The 20,264-nt window shown below is 68.2% G+C and carries 18 protein-coding genes and 1 pseudogene; 1 reads left to right on the top strand and 18 read right to left on the bottom strand.

Translation table 11 applies throughout. From position 1 onward, the window contains the following. Positions 1-38 precede the first annotated feature (38 nt). The 3 genes from dnaE to GY812_15295 all read right to left on the bottom strand — a co-directional run bounded on the left by dnaE (position 39) and on the right by GY812_15295 (position 5,383). The gene (gene dnaE / locus GY812_15305; GenBank protein MCP4436847.1) at positions 39-3,566 is read right to left on the bottom strand and encodes a DNA polymerase III subunit alpha; all 3,528 of its coding nucleotides are present in this window, start codon (positions 3,564-3,566) and stop codon (positions 39-41) included. Positions 3,567-3,731: 165 nt separating this feature from the next. Then, a complete protein-coding gene (locus GY812_15300; protein MCP4436846.1) occupies positions 3,732-4,235 on the bottom strand; it encodes a DUF2587 domain-containing protein in 504 nt (167 codons plus the stop codon). A 44-nt stretch (positions 4,236-4,279) separates the two neighbouring features. Further along, a complete protein-coding gene (locus tag GY812_15295) occupies positions 4,280-5,383 on the bottom strand; it encodes an alkaline phosphatase family protein (protein MCP4436845.1) in 1,104 nt (367 codons plus the stop codon). 112 nt (positions 5,384-5,495) lie between these two features. On the opposite strand from GY812_15295, the gene GY812_15290 reads away from it, so the two are divergent. After that, positions 5,496-5,966, top strand: coding sequence for an Rrf2 family transcriptional regulator (locus tag GY812_15290; protein MCP4436844.1), 471 nt, complete (start codon positions 5,496-5,498; stop codon positions 5,964-5,966). Positions 5,967-6,063: 97 nt separating this feature from the next. Here the strand turns inward: GY812_15290 and GY812_15285 are convergent, their stop codons facing one another. The 15 genes and pseudogenes from GY812_15285 to murD form a co-directional block, all read right to left on the bottom strand. Further along, positions 6,064-7,209 carry an RluA family pseudouridine synthase gene (locus GY812_15285; GenBank protein ID MCP4436843.1) on the bottom strand — a complete coding sequence of 382 codons (1,146 nt, stop codon included), beginning with the start codon at positions 7,207-7,209 and terminating at the stop codon, positions 6,064-6,066. Then, positions 6,987-7,577 carry a signal peptidase II gene (gene lspA, locus GY812_15280; GenBank protein ID MCP4436842.1) on the bottom strand — a complete coding sequence of 197 codons (591 nt, stop codon included), beginning with the start codon at positions 7,575-7,577 and terminating at the stop codon, positions 6,987-6,989. Before lspA ends, GY812_15285 begins: the two co-directional genes overlap by 223 nt. 411 nt (positions 7,578-7,988) lie before the next feature. Then, positions 7,989-8,270 (bottom strand): annotated as a pseudogene (locus tag GY812_15275) (DNA-binding protein). 152 nt (positions 8,271-8,422) lie between these two features. Then, positions 8,423-9,457, bottom strand: coding sequence for a hypothetical protein (locus GY812_15270; protein MCP4436841.1), 1,035 nt, complete (start codon positions 9,455-9,457; stop codon positions 8,423-8,425). A 166-nt stretch (positions 9,458-9,623) separates the two neighbouring features. Beyond that, entirely contained in the window at positions 9,624-9,881 is a 258-nt protein-coding gene (locus tag GY812_15265; protein ID MCP4436840.1) for a YggT family protein, read from the bottom strand. Then, positions 9,881-10,432 carry a cell division protein SepF gene (locus GY812_15260; GenBank protein MCP4436839.1) on the bottom strand — a complete coding sequence of 184 codons (552 nt, stop codon included), beginning with the start codon at positions 10,430-10,432 and terminating at the stop codon, positions 9,881-9,883. The genes GY812_15265 and GY812_15260 overlap by 1 nt, the downstream gene beginning before the upstream one ends. A 52-nt stretch (positions 10,433-10,484) precedes the next feature. Next, the gene (locus GY812_15255) at positions 10,485-11,162 is read right to left on the bottom strand and encodes a YggS family pyridoxal phosphate-dependent enzyme (GenBank protein MCP4436838.1); all 678 of its coding nucleotides are present in this window, start codon (positions 11,160-11,162) and stop codon (positions 10,485-10,487) included. Continuing rightward, positions 11,155-11,865: a polyphenol oxidase family protein gene (locus GY812_15250; protein ID MCP4436837.1), complete on the bottom strand. Its 711-nt coding sequence runs from the start codon at positions 11,863-11,865 to the stop codon at positions 11,155-11,157. Before GY812_15250 ends, GY812_15255 begins: the two co-directional genes overlap by 8 nt. 8 nt (positions 11,866-11,873) lie before the next feature. Further along, a complete protein-coding gene (gene ftsZ, locus GY812_15245) occupies positions 11,874-12,980 on the bottom strand; it encodes a cell division protein FtsZ (GenBank protein ID MCP4436836.1) in 1,107 nt (368 codons plus the stop codon). Positions 12,981-13,143: 163 nt separating this feature from the next. Next, on the bottom strand, positions 13,144-13,947 hold the full coding sequence (locus GY812_15240; GenBank protein ID MCP4436835.1) for an FtsQ-type POTRA domain-containing protein: 804 nt from the start codon (positions 13,945-13,947) through the stop codon (positions 13,144-13,146). A 188-nt stretch (positions 13,948-14,135) separates the two neighbouring features. After that, positions 14,136-15,062 carry a UDP-N-acetylmuramate dehydrogenase gene (murB, locus tag GY812_15235; GenBank protein ID MCP4436834.1) on the bottom strand — a complete coding sequence of 309 codons (927 nt, stop codon included), beginning with the start codon at positions 15,060-15,062 and terminating at the stop codon, positions 14,136-14,138. After that, positions 15,059-16,453, bottom strand: a complete 1,395-nt coding sequence (murC, locus tag GY812_15230; protein ID MCP4436833.1) for a UDP-N-acetylmuramate--L-alanine ligase — start codon at positions 16,451-16,453, stop codon at positions 15,059-15,061. Before murC ends, murB begins: the two co-directional genes overlap by 4 nt. Then, positions 16,446-17,594: a UDP-N-acetylglucosamine--N-acetylmuramyl-(pentapeptide) pyrophosphoryl-undecaprenol N-acetylglucosamine transferase gene (locus GY812_15225; GenBank protein ID MCP4436832.1), complete on the bottom strand. Its 1,149-nt coding sequence runs from the start codon at positions 17,592-17,594 to the stop codon at positions 16,446-16,448. Before GY812_15225 ends, murC begins: the two co-directional genes overlap by 8 nt. After that, a complete protein-coding gene (gene ftsW, locus GY812_15220; protein MCP4436831.1) occupies positions 17,591-18,859 on the bottom strand; it encodes a putative lipid II flippase FtsW in 1,269 nt (422 codons plus the stop codon). Before ftsW ends, GY812_15225 begins: the two co-directional genes overlap by 4 nt. Next, positions 18,852-20,264: a UDP-N-acetylmuramoyl-L-alanine--D-glutamate ligase gene (gene murD, locus GY812_15215; protein MCP4436830.1), complete on the bottom strand. Its 1,413-nt coding sequence runs from the start codon at positions 20,262-20,264 to the stop codon at positions 18,852-18,854. Before murD ends, ftsW begins: the two co-directional genes overlap by 8 nt.

The raw sequence follows: 20,264 nt of genomic DNA, 5'->3' as shown, positions 1-20,264 counted from the left end.
CACTAGGTCCGAGCGGCGAGTGCAACTCGGGGCCCGCCCTACATGACGATGGCGTCAGCTCCGAGCAACACCCGCAGTTCGCCCACGAGGCCGCCCTGGGTGCTCACACGGAAGTCATCGGGCAACCTCAGCACCTGCTTGTCACCCAGCAGGATGTGCACCTCTGATTCGCCGGGGAAGTCGCCGAACAGCTCCTTGAGGCGGTCCAGGGTCTCGGCGTCGAGGCGGTTGGGTTGAAGGTGCAGCCGCAGCGGTGGGGTCTCGTCGATCACCGGATCGAAGATCTCGATGTCCCCCGCCACGAGATTGGGGGTGTCGTCGCGGCGGTTGATCCGACCACCGAGCAACACCACGACGTCTTCTTCGAGCATGTGCCCGATGGCGGCCATCGTCTTGGGAAACACCATCACCTCGATGGAACCCTGCAGGTCCTCGAGGGTGAACACGGCCATCAGGTCGCCCTTCTTGGTCCACTTGCGCTGCAAACCCGTGATCACACCTCCGACGGTGCGGCGGGCGCCGTCCTCCAGTTCGGCCAGCTCGCTGACCGGGCAGTCGGCCTTGCGGGCGATGAGGCGCTCGAGTCCGAACAGCGGGTGGTCCGACACATACAGCCCGAGCATCTCCTTTTCGTGAACGAGCCGTTCCTTCTTGGCGAAGTCGACACCGGGGATGGCAGGGCGCTCGTCGAATGCGGGGCCGTCATCGCTGGCTCCGAAGAGCGACTGAACTCCCATGTCGTGCTCGCGGCGACGCGCCATGGTGGCGTCCACGATCGGCTCGAAGACCTGGCTGAGCCCCATGCGGGGATGACCGAGCGAGTCGAACGCTCCCGCCTTGATCAGCGACTCCACGGCACGCCTGTTGAGCACCGAGGTGTCCACTCGCTCGCAGAAGTCGAAGAAGTCAACGAAGTTGCCGTTGGCGTCTCGCTCCTGCACGATCAGCTCCACGAGTCCCTCACCCACGTTGCGCACCGCGGAGAGTCCGAAGTGGATGATCGGGGCCTCGGGATCGGCCACGTCGGGCGTGAAGTCGGACTCCGAGGCATTGATGTCGGGAACCACGACCTCGATACCCATCGAGCGACACTCGGCCAGGTAGACGGCGGCCTTCTCCAGGCTGGCCTTGACCGACGTGAGCAACGCGGAGAGGTACTCGGGGCCGTAGTTCGCCTTGAGGTAGGCGGTCTGGTAAGCCACGAAGCCGTAGCCGTAGGCGTGGCTGCGGTTGAACGCATAGTCGGCGAACGGCTCGATTATGTCGAACCACTTGTTGCCCAGCGCCTCGCCGTAGCCACTGGCCTCGCAGCCCTCCACGAACTTGACCCGTTCTCGGGCCAGAATCTCACGGGACTTCTTCCCACAGGCCTTCCTGAGCAGGTCCGCATCCGCCAGTGAATAGCCCGCGAATCGTTGCGCGACTCGCATCATCGATTCCTGGTAGATCATCAGGCCCCAGGTGGCTCCGAGTGCGTCCTCGGCATCGGGATGGAGGTACTCGACCTCCTGGCGGCCGTTCTTGCGGTCCGCGTAGTCGGTGTGCATGTTGGCCGCCATCGGACCCGGCCGGTACAGCGCCACGAGCGCCGCGACATCTTCGAACTCGGTCGGTGCGAGTGACTTGATGAGGGCGCGCATCGGCCCACCCTCGAGCTGGAACACACCGATCGTCTCAGCACTGCGCAGCAGCTCGTAGGTCGGCCCATCGGCGAGGTCGACCGCGTCGATGTCGACGTCTTCGCCACGGGTGATGCGGATCAGGTCGAGCGTGTCGGTGATGACATCGAGGTTGCGCAGACCGAGGAAGTCCATCTTGAGCAGGCCGAGCTCCTCCACGCCGCCCATCTCGTACTGGGTGACCACCGGCGCGTCCTCCGGCACCTGACCCGACTCGGGCTTGCGCTGGATCGGCAGGTACTCGGTGAGCGGCTCCTTGGTGATCACCACTGCAGCTGCGTGGATTCCGTCCTGGCGGCGCAGGCCCTCGAGGCCCTTTGCGACGTCGATCACCTGGCGCGATTCCGGGTCGACCTCGTACATGTCGCGCAGTTCTGCAGCCATCTTATAGCCGTCTTCGTACTTCTCGGTCTTCTCCAGGCAGGCCTTCAGCGGTGTGTCGCGGCCCATTATCAGCGGCGGCATGGCCTTGGCGATGCGGTCACCCACAGCCCACGGATGGCCGAGCACGCGTGCCGCGTCGCGCACGGCGGCCCGCGCCTTGATGGTGGAGAACGTGACGATCTGCGCCACGTGGTCGCGGCCGTAGCGCTCGGCGGCGTAGCGGATCATCTCGTCGCGGTAGCGGGAGTCGAAGTCCATGTCGATGTCCGGCATCGACACGCGCGCGGGGTTGAGGAATCGCTCGAACAGCAGGTCGTAGCGGATCGGATCCAGGTCGGTGATCCAGAGGCAGTACGCGACCGCGCATCCAGCGGCGGAGCCGCGGCCGGGACCGACGCGGATGTTGGCGTCGCGGGCGTGCTTGATGAGGTCCCAGGTGATCAGGAAGTAGGAGCTGAAACCCATGTCGCCGATGGTCTTCAGCTCGAACGCCAGCCTCTCCACCACCTCGTCGGGCAGCCGGTCACCCCACCGCTTGCGCGCCCCCTCGAAAGTGAGGTGCTCAAGGTACTCCGCGTCGTTGGCGAACCCCTCCGGCAGCGGGAAGTTGGGTAGCTGGGGCTTGCCGAACTCGATTTCGACGTTGCACCGCTCGGCGATCCACAACGTGTTGTCGCATGCCGAGCGAACCTCGTCGAACAAGGCACGCATCTCGCGTGCGGACTTCAGGTAGTGATGGTCGCCATGAAACTTGAATCGGTCCGGGTCGCTCATGAGCGACCCCGTCTGCACACACAGAAGGGCGTCGTGGGCCACGGCGTCACCCTGGTGCACATAGTGGCTGTCGTTGGTGGCCAGCAATGGCGCACCGATGCGGCGGGCGATCTCGAGTAGCTGCGGGTTGGTTCGGTGCTGTTCGGGGATGCCGTGGTCCTGCAGCTCCACGAAGAGGTTGTCGCGCCCGAAGATGTCCTGCAGACGTGCGGCCTTTTCCAGCGCCGGGTCGAACCCCTCGTTCATGAGTGACTGCAGCACGTGGCCGCCGAGACAGCCGGTGGTCGCGATCACTCCGTGATGGTGGGCCTCGAGTAGCTCCCAGTCGATGCGAGGCTTGTAGTAGTAGCCCTCGAGGTATGCCCGCGATGCGAGCTGGATCAGGTTCTTGTAGCCGGTGTTGTCTTCCGCCAGCAGGGTGAGGTGGTAGTAGAGCTTGCGGCCGCCCTCCACCTCGCCGCCGGAATCATCGACCTTGCCGCGGCGCGGTGGCCGCTCCGAACGGGCGTCGTGGGCCATGTAGGCCTCGGTGCCGATGATCGGCTTGACCCCCTGGTCCTTGCACTCCTTGTAGAAGGGCAGGACGCCGTACATGTTGCCGTGATCGGTGATGCCCATCGCCGGCTGGCCATCGGTGACTGCGGAGTTGACGATGTCGCCGATGCGGGCCGCACCGTCGAGCATCGAGTACTCGGTGTGTTGGTGTAGGTGGACGAAGGAGTCCGGCAAGCCCGATCACGCTCCCCGGCGGAATGACTGGCGGAACAGGGACAACTGGCGGTGGTGAATCACACCACTGTCATTCCGCCGAGTATCGCGCGATCCTGTGACACCGCGCGCCGCATGGGGCGACTGATTCGGCGGATCCGGCTCGCCAACCGCCCATTGCCCTGCTCAGAGGTAGCCCGGGCCGCTCGGGACCTGTCCCCCACCCTCGGGCAGCTGGCCGCGCATTCCTTCCAGCTGCTGGCGCATGGCCATCTGCTGGGTCACGAGCGTGGCCTGGATCCCGTGGAACACACCCTCCAGCCAGCCGACGAGCTGCGCCTTCGCCAGGCGAAGCTCGGTGCCACTCGGCAGGTCCTCACCCGAGAAGTCGAAGCTCAGATGGTCGAGCTCTTCTGCAAGCTCGGGAGACAGCGCCTCTTTCAGCTCGGCGATCGAGTTGTCGTAGATACCGCGCAGCTGGTCGCGGCTGGCCTCATCCAGCTCTGTGTTGCGGACCTCTTCGAGCAGCTGTTTCACCATCGCCCCGATACGGATGATCTTGGCCGGCGACTCGATGCCCGACTCGACCGGCTCGTCATCGCCGGGTGCGGGATCGGCAGCTGTTCCGGGCGGGGCCACTCCGTCGGGCAGGAGCAAGTCGGGTGAGTTGGCTTGCGGCTCCTGTGGCATCGGCCGAGTGTATCGACTGCCGAAGCCGGCTCGTGATGCGGCGGTCAGCGGCGAACCGTGAGCAGCGGAACTTCTACCTCGTCGGGGGTCATCGAGCCGTGCCTGCCCTTCAGCACGAAGGGGCCTGTGTCAGCAGCGTCCTCGAACGCCACCGGCTCTCGCGCCACGAGGGCCACGTCGCCCAGCCGAGCGAGCGGCGCGGGAAGGACCTTCGGTCCGAACCAACCCTGTTCGAGCACCTCCTCACACGGCACCACCCAGGCAACGTCACCATGGTGACGGCGGGCGGCGTCGAGCAGCGCCGCCTCGGAGCCCGGCAGGGCGTGGAGCCACCTGAACCGCGCCTCGCCCGACTGCGCGCGCACGTGCGAGAGCACCTCGGGGTGGGGCGGGAACACGTTTGTACCCACGTCGACCTGGCCGTGGTCCGATGTGATCACCAGCGCCGACCTTGGCGGGAGCGCCTCGATCAGGTACTCCACCATGCGGTCCACGAACACCAGCTCGGCGTCATAGAACGACGTGAGCCCGTATTCATGGGCGACCTTGTCGATTCCGTCGTAGTACGCGTATACGAACGGCTCCCCCGCCTCGAGCTGGGCCAGGATCTCGGCGACGAGCGTGCTGGGCATGCGGTAGGGCACGATCCGGCAACCGCCGAGGTGAGCGCGGGTGAACCCCGAATCGCGGAACTCCGCGCGCACGACGATCGGGGGTCGCTGGCCGCCGAAGGGAAGGTCCTGCTGGACCGCCTCGGGAGGTATCGTCTCGCGGGCATCCCCCTTGGACGTTGCCCAGCGCAGCACGTTGAGCACGTCGTCGCCCTCGGTGTGCATGCGGTACCCGATCACCCCGTGCTCGCCCGGCGGCAGGCCGGTGGTGATCGAGGTGAGGGCCGTGGCCGTGGTGGTGGGAGCGACCGTGCGAATCCGTGACGCGTTCATCGCGGTCAACCCGCGAAGCAGGCCCAGACGCTCGTGCATCTGGTGCCAGCCGAGGCCATCGAGAACCAGCATCACCACCTGATCCACACCCTCGAGCGATTCGGGGAACCAGTTCGGCGCCTCGGCCGGATCCTCCACGAGGGGAACCATGACATTGGCCGTGCACGCACCGTCGTAGTCGGGCAGCAGCGGTTCTGACGCCATTGCCTCCAAGCTACCCATCCCGGGGCCCCGGGACACACACCCCCGCAGCATTTTGCCCTCTGTCAAGGGTTGGCTCGCGCCGCACATCTGCGAGGCCGTACGATTGGAGACCGTGAAGGTGTCCACCCGAGGTGACTACGCGAGCCGAGCACTGCTGTCACTGTCGCTGCACCACGGCGACGGGCCCACATCGGTGCGCGACATCGCGGAACGCACCGGCCTGCCTCAGCCCTACCTCGAGCAGATACTCCTTGCACTCAAGGGCGCCGGGCTGGTGCGCTCCAAACGCGGTGTCGGCGGTGGCTACGTACTCGCCAAGCCCCCTGCCGAGATCACCCTCGCCCAGATCATCTCGGCGGTCGACGGCCCCATCCAGGCCGGCGATTTCGGGGAACCCCACACCGATGGCGCCTGTGACCACGAGGGCCAATGCGTGCTTCTGGCCATCTGGGCCGATGTCGGCTCCACGATGCGCCGCATCCTGTCCGACTACTCGCTGGCGGACCTGCAGGCCATGACCGAAGGGGTCGCACCGTGGCCCGGCGAAGGCGCCGGCTCACCCGCCACGTCAGCACGGAGCTGACCTGCAGCACCCGACGCGCTGCACGACTGCGCAACGCCGCTCAGCCACCCAGCACGCGGCGTGTACGGGGCGGCGCCGGCGCGATGGGGGGGCTGGGTCAGCTGAGGTCGGCCAGCCAGGCCGACAGGTCGGACGGCAGGTCCGAGGCGTAGGCGACCTCGTCGCCCGTCCCGGGATGCACGAAGCTCAGCCGGCGTGCGTGCAGAAACGGCCGCGTGATGTCGAGGTCCGGCCTGGACCCGCCATAGGTCGGATCGCCGGCGACCGGGTGGCCGATCGAGGCGAGGTGCACCCTGATCTGGTGAGTGCGTCCGGTCTCCAGCTCGCAGGTGAGCAGTGCACACTCACGGGGCTCTGCGAACTGGTGCTCCACCTCGTAGTGGGTGCGGGCGTCGCGGCCGTCGACCGCGACCGTCATCTTCTGGGGGTCGCGATGTGACCGCCCGATCGGTGCGTCGATCACGCCGTGGGAGTGGCGTGGGTGGCCGAGCACCAGCGCCGCATAGGTTCGCTGTGCGCTGTGGTCTGCGAGCTGGGACACCAGCGAGTCATACGCATCGGGGGTGCGGGCCACGACCATCAGGCCGGATGTCTGGCGGTCGAGGCGATGCACGATGCCGGGGCGCTCTGGCTCACCGACGACCGCCAGTTCCGGGAAGCGGGCGAGCAGCGCGTTGACCAGCGTGCCGTCAGCATGGCCGGGCGCGGGATGCACCACGATGTCGGCGGGCTTGTCGACCACGATGATGTCGGCGTCGGAGTGCACCACATCGAGCGGTATGGAGCCGTCGGATCCCGGCAGGACGCGCTCGCGGTGTGGTGACTCGGCCACAGCCACCACGTCGCCTTCGACCAGGCGATGGGACCCCTTGACCACCACGCGCCCTCCAACCGTGACGTTGCCCGACTCGAGCGCCGCGGCGGCCTCCGAGCGCGAGCAGTCGACCATCATCGCCACGAAACGGTCGACTCGCTCGCCCTCCGCAGCGGCAGGAACGGTCTCGGCGGCGTAGGTCCGGCTCACCCGGGCGTGTCTGCGGCAGCTTCGTCGCCCGCCGACCCGGCAGCGGCGCGCGCATCGTCGGCGTCGGAGCCGTCGGGCTCGTCGAGCTCGTCCTCTTGCGGGTCGCGGGTGGACCAGATCACCAGCAGGATCCCGCCCAGCACCACCGCCATGTCCGCGATGTTGAACACGGGCCACCACTGCAGGTCGATGAAGTCGACCACGGCCCCACTGAGCCATCCTTCCTCGGCCCGGAACGCCCGGTCGATGAGGTTGCCCAGCGCACCGCCGATCACGACCCCGAGCAACACCACCTGGACCTTGCTGCGGACCTTCGAGGCGAACACGACGAGTGCGATCACGATCACGATCACGATCAGCCCGATCCATCGCCCGGAGCCGGCACCCTGAGAGAAGGCCATACCCGTGTTCTCGGCGTAGCGGAACTGCAGCGACCCGATGATCTCGACCTTCTTGGTGGGGTCGGGCGCAAGCTCGCTGACAGCCCACCACTTGGAGAGCTGGTCCGCGACGAGCACGATCGCAGCGCTGACGACGAGCAACAGCCATCTATGGGTCGGTCTGGTTTCGGTGCTGCTCTTCGGCATCTGTCCGGCGTCCTGCACAGGGGCGGCGCCGACGCGCCGCCCGGATCAGCGGAAGCGGCTCGTCTTGTACTCGACACGCTCCCGGGCCCAAGGGATGGCCACGAGGCGCTCCTTGGGTATGTACTTGCCAGAGTACTCGCAGACCCCGTAAGTGCCCTTCTTGATGCGCACCAACGCGGCGTCGATCTCCTCGATGATCTGCTGGTTCTTGGCGGCGCGTGCGAGGTCGAAGTCGCGCTCCACGGCGAGGCTGTCGCCTTCGCCAGACTCCTCGTCGAACTGGACGTCTCCGGGCTCGCGGTCCATTGCGAGCGACTCTGCCTCGGCCTTGAGCGACTCGGCCTGCTCGGCCAGGGTCGCACGCTCCTCTGCGAGGAGGGCTTTCTGGGAGTTCAGGAACTTCTTGTCGAAGGGGTACTTGCCTGCGGGCTTCCTGCCCACCGCCTTCTTGGCCGCAACCGCCTTCTTCTTGGCCGGTGCCTTCTTGGCCGGCGCCTTCTTCTTGGCAGGTGTCTTCTTGGCCGGCGCCTTCTTCTTGGCAGGTGTTTTCTTGGCCGGCGCCTTCTTCTTCGCCGGAGCCTTCTTCTTCGCAGGTGTCTTCTTGGCCGGCGCCTTCTTCTTCGCCGGAGCCTTCTTCTTCGCAGGTGTCTTCTTGGCCGGCGCCTTCTTCTTCGCCGGAGCCTTCTTCTTGGCAGGTGTCTTCTTGGCTGGCGCCATCGCAGTCTCCTTGGCCCGGCGGGTGCAGCTTGGGGTCGCAGAACCCTAGCCGCTCGATGCGTGTCTGCCTCCCACCTCCAGGCGCGATTCAGCCGGCTGCAGACGATCCCGGCTTCAGCCGGTGTGGATCAGCGGCGCCAGCCGAAGCGGCCCCGGCCCTGCTCCTCGTCGCCACCTTCGAAGAATGCCGAGATGGCCTCGCCCTTTTCGTCCTTCGTCGACTCGTTGACCGCCTCGTCGAGCTCACGCAGGAAGCGGTCCGAGGTCTGGCCGGTGACCGGCTCGGCGTCGACCACGACCGAAGACTCCCGGGAGTTCGCATCGACTGCGGGAGCCGCTGCGTCAGCTGCCTCGGGCTCGACCGGGGCAGGCTCTGCAGGGGCCACGTCGGACCACGATCCCTCGCCCCAGCCGTCGGCACGTGCGGCCGTGGCGGTGTCGTGCAGCTGGGTGGGGTCGGTCAGGTCGACCTCGTCCTGCTCCGGTGCTCCAGCAATCGCCGGGTCGTCTGCGGCGCTGCCCTCGGCCGTCGACGGGATGTGCACGTCGGGGCGTGCGGCCATCGCCTCGGGATCCTCGGTCATGGAAACCAGTGCTGAAGCGACCGCGCCGAGCTGGTCGCGGTAGCCGGCTATGCGCTGCTCGTATCCCTCGACCACTGCGCCGAGCGAGTCGCGGCGGGTCTCCAGGGCAGTCACTATCTGCATGAGCTTCTCGCGTCCGGCACTCAGCTCGGCCGCAGCCTCGGAACGCGCCTGGGCGATGATCTGCTGTGCCTCAGCCGATGCGTCGGCGCGCACGTTGGCGGCGTCGCCGCGAGCCTCCTCGATCGTGGCATCCGCTGTGCGCTTGGCCATGAGCAGGGTGCTAGTTGCCTGCTCGACCTCCTCTGCCTCCTCTTCGGGAGAGGGCACCGGCCGCGCCGGGGCCGCCGGTGCTGCGGGCGCAGCCTTGGCGTTCTGCAGTTCCTCTTCAGCTGCGGCGAGACGGGTCTCGGCTTGCGAGGCGCGCTCCTCGAGCTGACGATGGCGCACCAGAAGCTGCGCTACAGCAGTGCCGGTCTCCTCGAGGAAGCGTTCGACCTGGTCTATGTCGTAGCCGCGGCGGCGCTCATTGAACTCCGCCTTCTCGAACAGCTCGGGTGTCAGCTCATTGAGGTCCATGAAACGAATCGTAGTACCCGCAACCTGCGGTTCGCTGAATCGCAGTTGAGCATGGCATTGACTGACATGCATCGAGATGGCGTAGGTCCAGCCGCTTGAGTGCGATTCTCGACGCGATGAGTGACGAGGGTGACTACGACGCGAAACAGCGGCGCTGACTGTGGTTTCAGGCCAGGCCGCGCAGCACGCCTGCCAGGATCTGTACCCCGATGAGCACGATCAGCGGGGACAGGTCCAGTGCGGCGCCGCCGAGGCGCAATGGGGGAATTGCCCGGCGTAGCGGCAGCAGCAGCCACTCGGTGGTTATCGAGAAGAACCGGCGGACCGACTCGAGGAACTCCCCGCCCCGCGGGATCCACGACAGGATGATGTGGCCGAGCACGAGGAAGAAGAAGACATCAAGGACAAAGACGACCAGCAGCATCAGGCGTCGTATTCATCCATGTTGCCTTCGGCGAGGCGGCGGCGATCGTCATCGGACACCTCTGCACCCTTGGGGGTCAACAGGAACACCTGCTCGGCCACCCGCTCCATCTCGCCCTCGAGCCCGTAACAGAGCCCGCTGGCGAAGTCGATGAGCCGACGCGACAGGTCCTTGTCGACTCCCTGCAGATTGATGATCACCGGCTGCACCTTCTTGAAGGCGTCGGCCACGTCCTGCACGTCGTCGAACCGCGTGGGTGAGACCACCTCGGGCTTGCTGGAGCCCGGAAGCGGGCGTACCACGCCACGATCCGCAGGCGGGGCCGCCGCAGCAACAGGAACCGGGGCGCTGGGCGGCGTGGAGATCATTCGGACCCCACCATCGCCTTCATCCCAGTCCGCCTCGGCGGAACGCCCCGGCACGCTGCGCTGAAGAGGTTCGTCGTAGTAGTCGTCGACGTCGCCTTCGACTGGATCGTTGTAGTCGTCGTCGTAGTACGGGTCCTCGCCCAGCCCGAGGAACTCACGTGCGCTGTCCATCCATTTCGACATTCTGCGGGCGTCCTCCCGAACGGTCTTGGGCGAGAGTGTAGGCGCGGCTTCCCTAGCGCGGGGGCCTCTCCCCCACCAATGCCGAACCCACCCTCACCATCGTGGCCCCGGCACTCAGCGCGACCTCGAGGTCGGCCGACATTCCCATCGACACGTCGGCCAGCCCAAGCGATCCGGCTTCGGCAGCCAGCCACGCGAAACCCTCCCGGGAGTCCTCGGGGTCACCCGGAGGACCGACACCCATCAGACCTCTCACCCGCAGCCCCTTTTCGGCGGCATGAGCCACCAGGCCTGCCGCGTCGTCGCGGTCACAACCACCTCGTCCACCGATGCCCGCGAGGTCCACCTGGATCATGACCGCGGCCCCGGGGCAGCGCTTCGCGACCTCGTCGATGACCGATGTGCGATCAAGCGACTGCCACACGGCGGTCACAGGGGCAATCATCCTCACCTTGTTCGACTGGAGCCGGCCAACGAAGTGCCAGTCGACACCGTCGAGGTAGGGCGCCTTGTCGCGCAGCTCCTGGGCATAGTTCTCCCCGAGCGACCTGTACCCAGCCGCTCGCGCCGCCATGGCCACCTCCGCCGGGTGGCCCTTCGTGACGGCCACGACCTCGACATCGGCCGTGGCCGCAGCCTCGATGCGACGACGGAGCACCTCGCCGCGCTCGGCGATCTGCTCAGCCAACCGGTCCACGAGGTCCTGGTCGACGGCGCGCTGGTCACCCATCGGCGCCGGACTCCCACCAGATCACACCGGCCTGGCGCCCGACCTCGGCTCGCGCCCGGTGTGACCAGTACTCCGTGCTCGATGCCGTGCATGCCGGCGCGCGACCCACAGGCTCGGAGGTGACACCGGCCGCCTCGAGCGAGCGGCGGACTGCGGCACGCACATCCAGAGCCGGCGTGCCCGAATGCGTTACCGAACGCACCGACTTGCCGAACCGCGCCTCCAGGCGATGCAGATCGCCGAGGGAGAACTCGTATTCGCCGGCCGAGATGCACGGCCCCAGCGTCCAGGAGACAGCTCCGGCACCGAGTGAGCGCATCCGGTCCACCACGGCCGGCAGCACGCCGGCCTCGATTCCCTTCCAGCCGGCATGCGCAGCGGCCACGACCGCTCCCGAAGGGCCAGGTGCGAACAGGAGCACCGGCGCGCAGTCAGCGGTCTGCACCGACAGCACACAGCCGGGCCTGTCGGTGACCGAGGCATCGGCGGCGGTGCCGGCACCGTCGCCGGGCGACTCGACACCGACCACCCGCGCACCGTGCACCTGTTCGAGCCAGGTCCATGGGGTGGGAGCCACTGCACTCCGACGTGTGTCGAGCGCTGCCGGCTCTTCATGGATGGAAAGGTCACCGTCGGCGCGGTCGGTGAACGAGACATGAACAGCGACGCCGCCCGGGAGGGTGAAGCGCCGCGCGTCCGCCATGGTGGCGGCTACTTCAGGAACGAGGGAACGTCGAAGTCGTCGTCGCCACCGAAGAGCTCCTCGTCCTCTGAGCCCTCGGTACCGAACACGTCGGAGAGGTCCGCGCCGCCCTCGTCGCCTTCGCCGCTCTCTGCTCGAGCCGGCTTGCGGGCCGGCTTGGCATCGTCCCAACGCTCGAATCCGGCTGCGATGACGGTGATTCGCACCTCGTCGCCGAGCTCGTCGTCGATGACCGCGCCGAAGATGATGTTGGCCTCCGGGTGTGCCACCTCGTGGATGACCGAGGCAGCCTCGTTCACCTCGAACAGCCCGAGGTCGCTGCCACCGGAGATGTTGAGAAGGATGCCCCGCGCCCCATCGATGGCGGCTTCCAGAAGCGGCGACGAGATGGCGAAGCGGGCCGCTTCGAGTGCCCGCCCCTCACCGCTTGCGTAGCCGACGCCCATGAGAGCGCTGCCTGCGTCGCTCATGATCATGCGCACGTCGGCGAAATCGGTGTTGATCAGGCCCGGCGTGGTGATCAGGTCCGTGATGCCCTGCACACCCTGCAGCAGCACCTCGTCGGCCATCTTGAACGCGTTGAGCACCGACGTCTTGTCGTTGGCGACGCTCAGCAGGCGGTCGTTGGGGATGACGATCTGGGTGTCGACCTTCTCCTTGAGCTTGGTTATGCCCTGGTCGGCCTGCACGGCGCGTCGACGGCCCTCGAAGTTAAACGGCCGCGTGACCACACCGATGGTCAGCGAACCCTGCTGCTTGGAGATCTCCGCCACCACGGGAGCGGCTCCGGTGCCGGTGCCACCGCCCTCACCGGCGGTCACGAATACCATGTCGGCGCCGCGGAGAACCTCTTCGATCTCTGCCCGGTGGTCCTCGGCCGCCTGGCGGCCGACGTCGGGGTCAGAGCCGGCACCGAGGCCGCGGGTGAGGTCGCGGCCGATGTCGAGCTTGATGTCGGCGTCGCTCATCAGCAAGGCCTGCGCATCGGTGTTGATCGCTATGAACTCGACACCCTTGAGTCCGGCATCGATCATCCGGTTGACGGCATTGCAGCCGCCACCACCGATGCCCACGACCTTGATCACGGCGAGGTAGTTTTGGGGGTTCTGGGCCATCAGGGTTGCCTCCGGGCGGGAGCACTCGTGTCGATGTTCACCTGCAGTGCACCTCCAGGGGGCCTGCACCTGAACCTCAGGGTTTACTTGAGACTATGGGGGCTGGGGTGGCGATACAACGATCCTCGACCCCAAACGCTCCACGGGCCCTGCAGCAGACCCCTCACACGTCGGGAATCGCGCAGTCCTCCAGGCGTTGGATCGTGACCCTTGACGGCACCGACACGTCGAGTCGTGAGAGGCATGCAAGTTCCACCCGGCCCGACAGGACCGCTTCGAGAGCCTGTGCCTTCTCGGGGAGCAGCACGGGTTCACCGATCACGAGCTGGGCCCCCTCGAGCCCGCCCGGGCCTGCAGCGAACGTGATCCGACCGGCTTCGTCGACGGTGACCTCGGACACCGTTGCGGCTGTGACCGGCCCGAGCGATGACAGCGCCAGCAGGGCTTCCGCTGCGCCGCTGGAGCCGATGTCGTCGAGCGCGACGCCCTCCTCGAGCCTCAGCACGGGCAGCCCGGCAGTGAAAGGCACCAGGGGCTCGACGTCGCCGAATGCGAACACCGAACCGGTCGCCATGGCGATCGCAGCGGGCTCGCCCGCGCCCGGTGCGACAAGGGCGACCGGGCGCTGCGGGGTCACCTCCAACTCCACGCGGTCGGGCCACACCACCTCGGCCGATGCGTGCGCCACCCAGTCCAGCTCCTCCACACGCTCGCGCACCTCTGCAGGATCGATTCCGAACAGCGCGCTGCCCCCGGGCAGGCCCGCGGCTGCTGACACCGCATCGGCCGGTGGTCCCTCCACCCCCGACACGAGTAGGTGGTCCATGTCGAACAGCGGTGAGAACAGGACCGCGGCCGAGGCAGTCAGCAGTCCTGCAACACCCAGTCCGATCCAGCGGATCCGCCGGCGGCGATCGCGCCCCTCGCGGGCGACCTCGTCGCGGCGCCCCGCGATCCTCGGGTGCACCTTCGCCTCCCGAGGCGCTGAGGACCCATCGCCGGCGCTCCGGCGCGGCAACCTGAGGTTGATCCCGGGAATCCGCGGCCTCGGGACATGGATACGCGGCAGCTTCAGCTTCGGCAGCCTGGGCCGGGGCAGCTTGCGCTTCTTCGCTGCCGGCTCGGTGCCGACCGGGCGCCGCGATCGAGTCGCGGTCACCTCGACGCCCCCGCGTCACGGTCGAAGCCCACGAGGCGTGTTTCGGCATGCAGTTCGACACCGCTCGTGTGGCGCACGCGGCGGATGACCTCGTGCATGAGCGCGTGAACGTCGTCGGCTGAGCCACCCTCATCGGCCTGGATGAAGTTGGCGTGCTTCGGCGAGACCTCCGCGGACCCGATCCGCAAACCCTTGCAGCCGGCCTCGTCGATCAGCCGGCCGGCGGAGTCGCCGGCCGGGTTGGTGAAGACCGAGCCGGCGTTGTGCCCGCCGGGCTGGTTCTCGCGGCGCCAGCGGACGATGTCTGCGAGCAGCGCCTCGCCGCGCTCCCGATCACCCGGCACCAGCGCGAGGTCCGCCGAGGTCACCACCTCGTGTGCGTCCAAGGCCGAAGACCTGTAGGAGAGCTCGAGTGCGGCGGCATCCACTTCGCGAGTCTCGCCGGTGCGCAGGTCCACCACGCGGACCCCGACCAGCACCTCCGACATGTCGGACCCGTGGCCACCGGCATTCATCCGGACCGCTCCACCGATGGTCCCCGGCACCCCGACCGCCCACTCGAACCCACTCAATGACTCGGCCACGCTTCGGCGCGCCACCACCGGCAGCGATGCAGCGCCGCCGGCTGTCATGGTGTGTCCATCGGTGGAGATTCGGGCGAGCCCATCACCCAACTGCACCGCGAGGCCTTCGAATCCGGAGTCCGACACCAGCAGGTTCGAGCCCCTGCCGACCACCAGAACCGCGGGCGGCTCGGCCGCGCCCGCCACTGCTTCCCCGAGAGCGCGGAGCTCGGCCTCGGAATCGACGCTGGCGAACCACCGCGCAGAGCCACCCACGCGATAGGTGCACAACGCAGCCATGCTCACCGCGGAACGGACCTCCACCCCGCTGACTGCGATTAGCTCCTCGAACGACTTCACCGCGCACTCCCGCCGCGGGCAGCCAGCACCATGTCCCCCACGTCGCGCACGTCGCCGGCACCCACGGTCATCAGCAGGTCACCTGGGCGAAGGATGTCGCAGAGCAGTTCAGCGGCGCCCTGCAGCGTGTCGGCCCACAGCGGTCGCGCTGCGCCCGAGTCGACCACTGCATCGACCAGCAGGCGACCGGTGACACCGGCGCGAGGCTGTTCTCCGGCGGGATAGATCTCGGTGAGCACCAGCACATCCGCGTCACCGAAGGCGTCTCCGAAGTCCTTCCACAGCGCTTCGGTGCGCGAGTAGCGGTGCGGCTGGAACACCACGACAAGGCGTTCCCATCCGCTTGCGGAACCCGCGGCCAGGGCGGCGCGTACCTCTGTGGGCAGGTGGGCATAGTCGTCGACCACCTCGACCTGCCCTGCGGTGCCCCGGTGCTCGAAGCGACGGTAGAGGCCGCTGTGGTCGGCGAGGGCGCCTCCAGCCTCGCCGACGTCGAGGCCGAGCTCGCCGACCGTTGCGAGGGCGCCGGCCGCGTTGAGTGCATTGTGACGCCCCGGAAGGGACAGCCGCACCCGGTGATTGCCCGCAGGTGTGCACAACGTGAAGTCGGACCCGCGGGTGTCGAGGCTGAGCGACTCGACCCGGTACCGCGCCGAGGGATCGGTGCCGTAGCCCACAGCTGCGGTCTCTGCTGCGAGTTCGGATGCCGCGGGGTCGTCCAGGCAGGCCACCACGGGTCCATCGGTCTGCTCGATGAACTCCCGGAACCCGGCACGCAAACGGTCCCAGCCGCCCCAGAACTCCAGGTGGTCGGGTTCGGCGTTGGTAAGCAACCCGGCGGCCCTCGGCCCGGAAAGGAACGAGCCGTCGCTCTCATCGGCCTCGAGCACCATCCAGCGGCCCCCGCCCAGCGAGGCAGAGCCGCCCAGGGCCGGCACCGGGGCGCCCAGCAGCCAGGAAGGGTCTGCTCCGGCGCCGCGCAGTGCCACCGCCAGCAGCGACGCCGTGGTGGTCTTGCCGTGCGTGCCGGTCACCGACACGAACGGCTGCAGTGCACCGAACGCGGGCAGGAAGTCGCGACGACGCATCACGGGCACGCCGAGGCGCCGGGCCTCGACGAGCTCCAGGTTGTCATCGGCAACGGCGGTCGAGGCAACGACCACCTCCGCGCCGGTGACGTTGGCGGGGTCGTGGCCGACTGTCACAGCGACACCCAGCGCACGCAACGACTCGAGCATCGGACCGTCCACTGCATCGGACCCGGACACCGTGTGGCCACCCTGGGCCAGCAGCGTCGCTATCGAGCTCATGCCCGCACCGCCGATCGCGACCACATGCACCCGGCGGGTGCGGGTGAGGTCGAACACGGGCATCGACGCCTGCTCAGCCACCGTGCTGCTCCAGGAGGTCTGCCACCGCGCCGGCTGCGTCGGGGCGGCCACACGCGGCCGCGGCGGCTGCCATCGCCTGTAGGCCGTCGGCCTCGACCGATACGGCTGCCACCTCGGCGACCAGACGGCCGGCATCGAGCTCGTCATCACCGACGAGGACAGCCGCACCTGCCTCGACCAGTTCCGCTGCGTTGGCCCGCTGGTGGTCGCGCGTTGCGATGGGCAGTGGCACGAGGATGGAAGGAACGCCCATCACGGCGAGCTCCGCCACTGTCGTGCCACCCGCACGGCAGACCACGAGGTCGGCCGCATCCAGCACCAGGTCCATACGGTCCTCGTAGCGCACCGGTTGGTACAACACGCCGGCGGCTCCGTCTGTGGCCGTCTCGGCGAATGCCACGCCTCCAGCCCGGCCGGGCGCGTCCCAGTCCCGCGCCCCCACGACGTGGTGCACGGCCAGGTCGGAGCGGTCGCCCCAAGCGCCGCGGACGGCCTCGGCCGTGGCCGCATTGATCCGCTGCGCGCCCAGCGAACCGGCAAAGACGGCGATCACCGTGCGGTCCTGGGGGATACCCAGCTCACGCCGGGCCCCGTCGGGGTCGGGGTTGGCAGCACGATCCAGTACTTGCTCGCGGACCGGGTTGCCGGTCACGACCGCCCGTGGCAGGTCGGTGTCGGCAAATGGCACTGCGCATGCCCTGGCGAACCTGGCCGCCAGCCGGTTGACCGCGCCCGCACGGGCATTTTGGTCGGCCACCACCATCGGGATCCGCAGCAGGACTGCGGCCAGGGCGCAGGAAGCCGCCGCGTACCCACCGAGTACCAGCACCACTGATGGCCGCATGCGCCACAACAGGCGGATCGACACCAGTGCCGCCCTGAGGAGTCCAAGGGCCGCGGCGAGGTTGGCGAGGCTCAGCCGGCGCTGCAGGCCCCGCCCCGGCAGCAGGGTCACCCCGTAGCCTGCAGCGGGCACGAGGTCGGCTTCCGGGCCCCTCGCGGCTCCTACGAAATGGATGCCGTCGCGTTCATGACCGCGGCGAACGAGCTCGTTGGCGACCGCCACACCCGGCAGCACGTGGCCTGCCGTGCCGCCCCCGGCGATCACGGCGAAGGGCCGCCTGGTTCGATCCGTGCTCAACGCGTCGCCCGCGGAGGGCGACGCCGCTCCGCGCCGCGGCGAAGGTCGGCCACCACCGCGGGCTGCGATCCAGTCCGCGATACGGCCATCAGCACGCCGACGCCGAGCAGCGACATGACCATCGCCGTGCCGCCATAGGACACGAAGGGAAGCGGGATCCCCTTGGTGGGCATGGCACCGACGGCGACGCCGATGTTGATGACCGCCTGCACGCCGAACCAAGTGGAGATGCCGAAGGAGACCAGGCGTCCGAAGAAGTCCCTGCACCTCATGCCGATCACGAATCCGGACGCGACCACTGCGGCGAGGGCGGCGATGATCACGATGCTGCCGATCAGGCCCAGTTCCTCACCGATGACCGCCAGGATGAAGTCAGTGTGCGCCTCGGGCAGGAAGCCCCACTTGCCCTTGGACGCACCCGGGCCCTGTCCCCACAGGCCACCCGAAGCGAACCCGATCTGCGATTGCAGGGCCTGGTAGCCGGCGCCATCGGCGTACTGCTCGGGCGACAGGAATGCGAGCACCCGCTGGGTGCGGAAGCCCTCCAGCATGAAGAGGCCGAGCAGGCCGACTCCGGCCAGGCCACCGCCGAGCAGCGTGACCTGTTGCAGCGGGGCGCCCGCGAGGAACCACATGGTCACGAACACGATGCCGAGCAGCATGGTGGTGCCGAGGTCGTCACCCGCCAGCACCAGTGCCGCAAGCGGAACGAACACGAACAGAGCGGACTTCAGCAGTGCGGCTTCACCGAGCTCCTTGCGGTGAATCGACAGCAGGCGTGCCAGCCAGAGGACCATCGCCAGCTTCGCCAGATCCGATGGCTGGAAGCCCAGCGGGCCCACGCGGATCCATCGGGTGGCGCCGTTGACCTCCGGCGCGAACGGCATCCCCGGGACCAACAGCACTGCCAGCGAGGCGAACGCCGCCACGAGCAGCAGCGGGGTCAACCTGTCGCGCCAGACGCGCAGCGGGATCCGCGACGCACCGAAGAGGACGACCAGGCCGATGGCCACGTAGGTCAGGTGCCGCGCCAGGACCGACCAGGTCGAGCCGAACTCCCGCTGTGCGTAGACCGAGGAGGCCGAGTACACCATCACGACGCTGAGCCCGCACAGCAACAGGACGGCCCACCGCAACACCGTCTCCTCCGGGCGGTGCCATCCGTTTGCCTTCGGCCTGCGCGGAGCCTTGGCGCGTGAGTCACCCTTGCGGGTACGAGTCGAGTCGTTGCGGCCCGGGCGTCGAGCCGACTTGGGGTCAGCCATCCTCACCCTCCTTCACCACCACCGTTTGCGAGGCTGCCATGTGGCGGCTGACCTCTTGTGCGAAGTCGTCGCCGCGCTCCGCGTAGCCGCCGTACCAGTCGAATGAAGCACAGCCGGGCGACAGCAGCACGACGTCACCGCTGCGTGCCATGTCGGACGCCGCGGCGACGGCCTCGCGCATGCTCAAAGCGATCTGCGAGGGCCTCGGGGCCATCGCCTCGATGACCTCGGGGGCCGCCTCCCCGATAGCCACCACGCCCACCACTGTCTCGGCGCCTCCCAGCGCCGACAGGTCGAGTCCCTTGTTGCGTCCGCCTGCCACCAGCACCACGCGGTCGAACCCGCTCGCGGCTGCGAGGGTGGCATGGGGCGCGGTTGCCTTGGAGTCGTCGTAGTAGCGCACGCCCCCAGTCTCCCCGACCAGCTGCACGCGATGCGGTAACCCCCCGAAGCCAGCCAGGGCACGTCTCACCGAACCGGCGTCCGCTCCCGCGGCCAGCGCGGTTGCGGCGGCTGCGAGCGCGTTCGAACGGTCGTGGGGCAAGGCCCGCGAGAGTTCTGCGACTGCCACGATGTGCTTGCCGTCGGGGCCCACGAGGTCATCGTCCACCTGGGTGAAGTCGGCACCGTCGCGGATGCCGAAGGTCCACACACGCGGACCGTCGGAGGGAGCACACGCGGACACCACCGCGTCGTCCGCGGCGACCACGGCCGTGTCGCCCTCGCCCATCCGCGTCCAGATCGACGCCTTGGCGTCTCGGTACGTCTCGAGGTCGGAGTGCACGTCGAGGTGATCCGGTGCGAAGTTCAGCCAGGTGCCCACGCGTGGCGAGAAATGGCTGCTGTGACCCAAGCGGAACGACGACGCCTCGACCACGAAGCACTCCGGGGCGGGGTCGTCGATGGCAGCGACGAGGGGCACCTCGAGGTTGCCGACGGCGGCGGTCTCGATCCCGGCTTCGGCGAGGATCGCCGCAACCATCGTCACGACCGTGGTCTTGCCGTTGGTGCCGGTGATCGCGACCACGTCGCGGTCGTCCCATGCCGATGCGAGGTCGAACTCGCTCACGACATCGACAGAGTGGGCCCGGGCGGCCTCGAAGGCGGAGTGGCTCTCCGGCAACCCGGGGGCGGGCAGCATCAGCCGCGCGGAGCCCACCAGGTCCTGGAGCCTTGCAGCGTCGGGAGCATGGTGGAACGCGACGCCGAGCTCGGCTGACAGAGCCGTGCCCGGACCGGGATCGCCGTCGTCGGTGATTACCACCTCGTGGCCTCGGGCGACGAGCGCCCGGGCGGCTGCAGTGTTGGTGATCCCGAGCCCGACCACGACCACGTCCGCGCCGCGCAGCCATGCCGGCTCGGCTGTGTGCCCCCGGGTGTCGCTCCTGCCGTCGACCGCGGCCAT

The organism is Actinomycetes bacterium, assembly GCA_024222295.1.
Taxonomy (GTDB): domain Bacteria; phylum Actinomycetota; class Acidimicrobiia; order Acidimicrobiales; family Microtrichaceae; genus JAAEPF01.
This window is presented reverse-complemented; position numbering and strand designations above follow the sequence as displayed.

Coding starts and splice junctions, on each gene's coding strand:
- GY812_15295 (MCP4436845.1), bottom strand. CDS start 5,383: ATGGCGTCAGAACCGCTGCTGCCCGACTACGACGGTGCGTGCACGGCC.
- GY812_15300 (MCP4436846.1), bottom strand. CDS start 4,235: ATGCCACAGGAGCCGCAAGCCAACTCACCCGACTTGCTCCTGCCCGAC.
- GY812_15250 (MCP4436837.1), bottom strand. CDS start 11,865: ATGGCGGACGCGCGGCGCTTCACCCTCCCGGGCGGCGTCGCTGTTCAT.
- GY812_15255 (MCP4436838.1), bottom strand. CDS start 11,162: ATGGGTGACCAGCGCGCCGTCGACCAGGACCTCGTGGACCGGTTGGCT.
- GY812_15270 (MCP4436841.1), bottom strand. CDS start 9,457: ATGGACCTCAATGAGCTGACACCCGAGCTGTTCGAGAAGGCGGAGTTC.
- GY812_15265 (MCP4436840.1), bottom strand. CDS start 9,881: ATGCTGCTGGTCGTCTTTGTCCTTGATGTCTTCTTCTTCCTCGTGCTC.
- lspA (MCP4436842.1), bottom strand. CDS start 7,577: ATGCCGAAGAGCAGCACCGAAACCAGACCGACCCATAGATGGCTGTTG.
- ftsZ (MCP4436836.1), bottom strand. CDS start 12,980: ATGGCCCAGAACCCCCAAAACTACCTCGCCGTGATCAAGGTCGTGGGC.
- GY812_15260 (MCP4436839.1), bottom strand. CDS start 10,432: ATGTCGAAATGGATGGACAGCGCACGTGAGTTCCTCGGGCTGGGCGAG.
- GY812_15285 (MCP4436843.1), bottom strand. CDS start 7,209: ATGGCTCAGTGGGGCCGTGGTCGACTTCATCGACCTGCAGTGGTGGCC.
- murD (MCP4436830.1), bottom strand. CDS start 20,264: ATGGCCGCGGTCGACGGCAGGAGCGACACCCGGGGGCACACAGCCGAG.
- ftsW (MCP4436831.1), bottom strand. CDS start 18,859: ATGGCTGACCCCAAGTCGGCTCGACGCCCGGGCCGCAACGACTCGACT.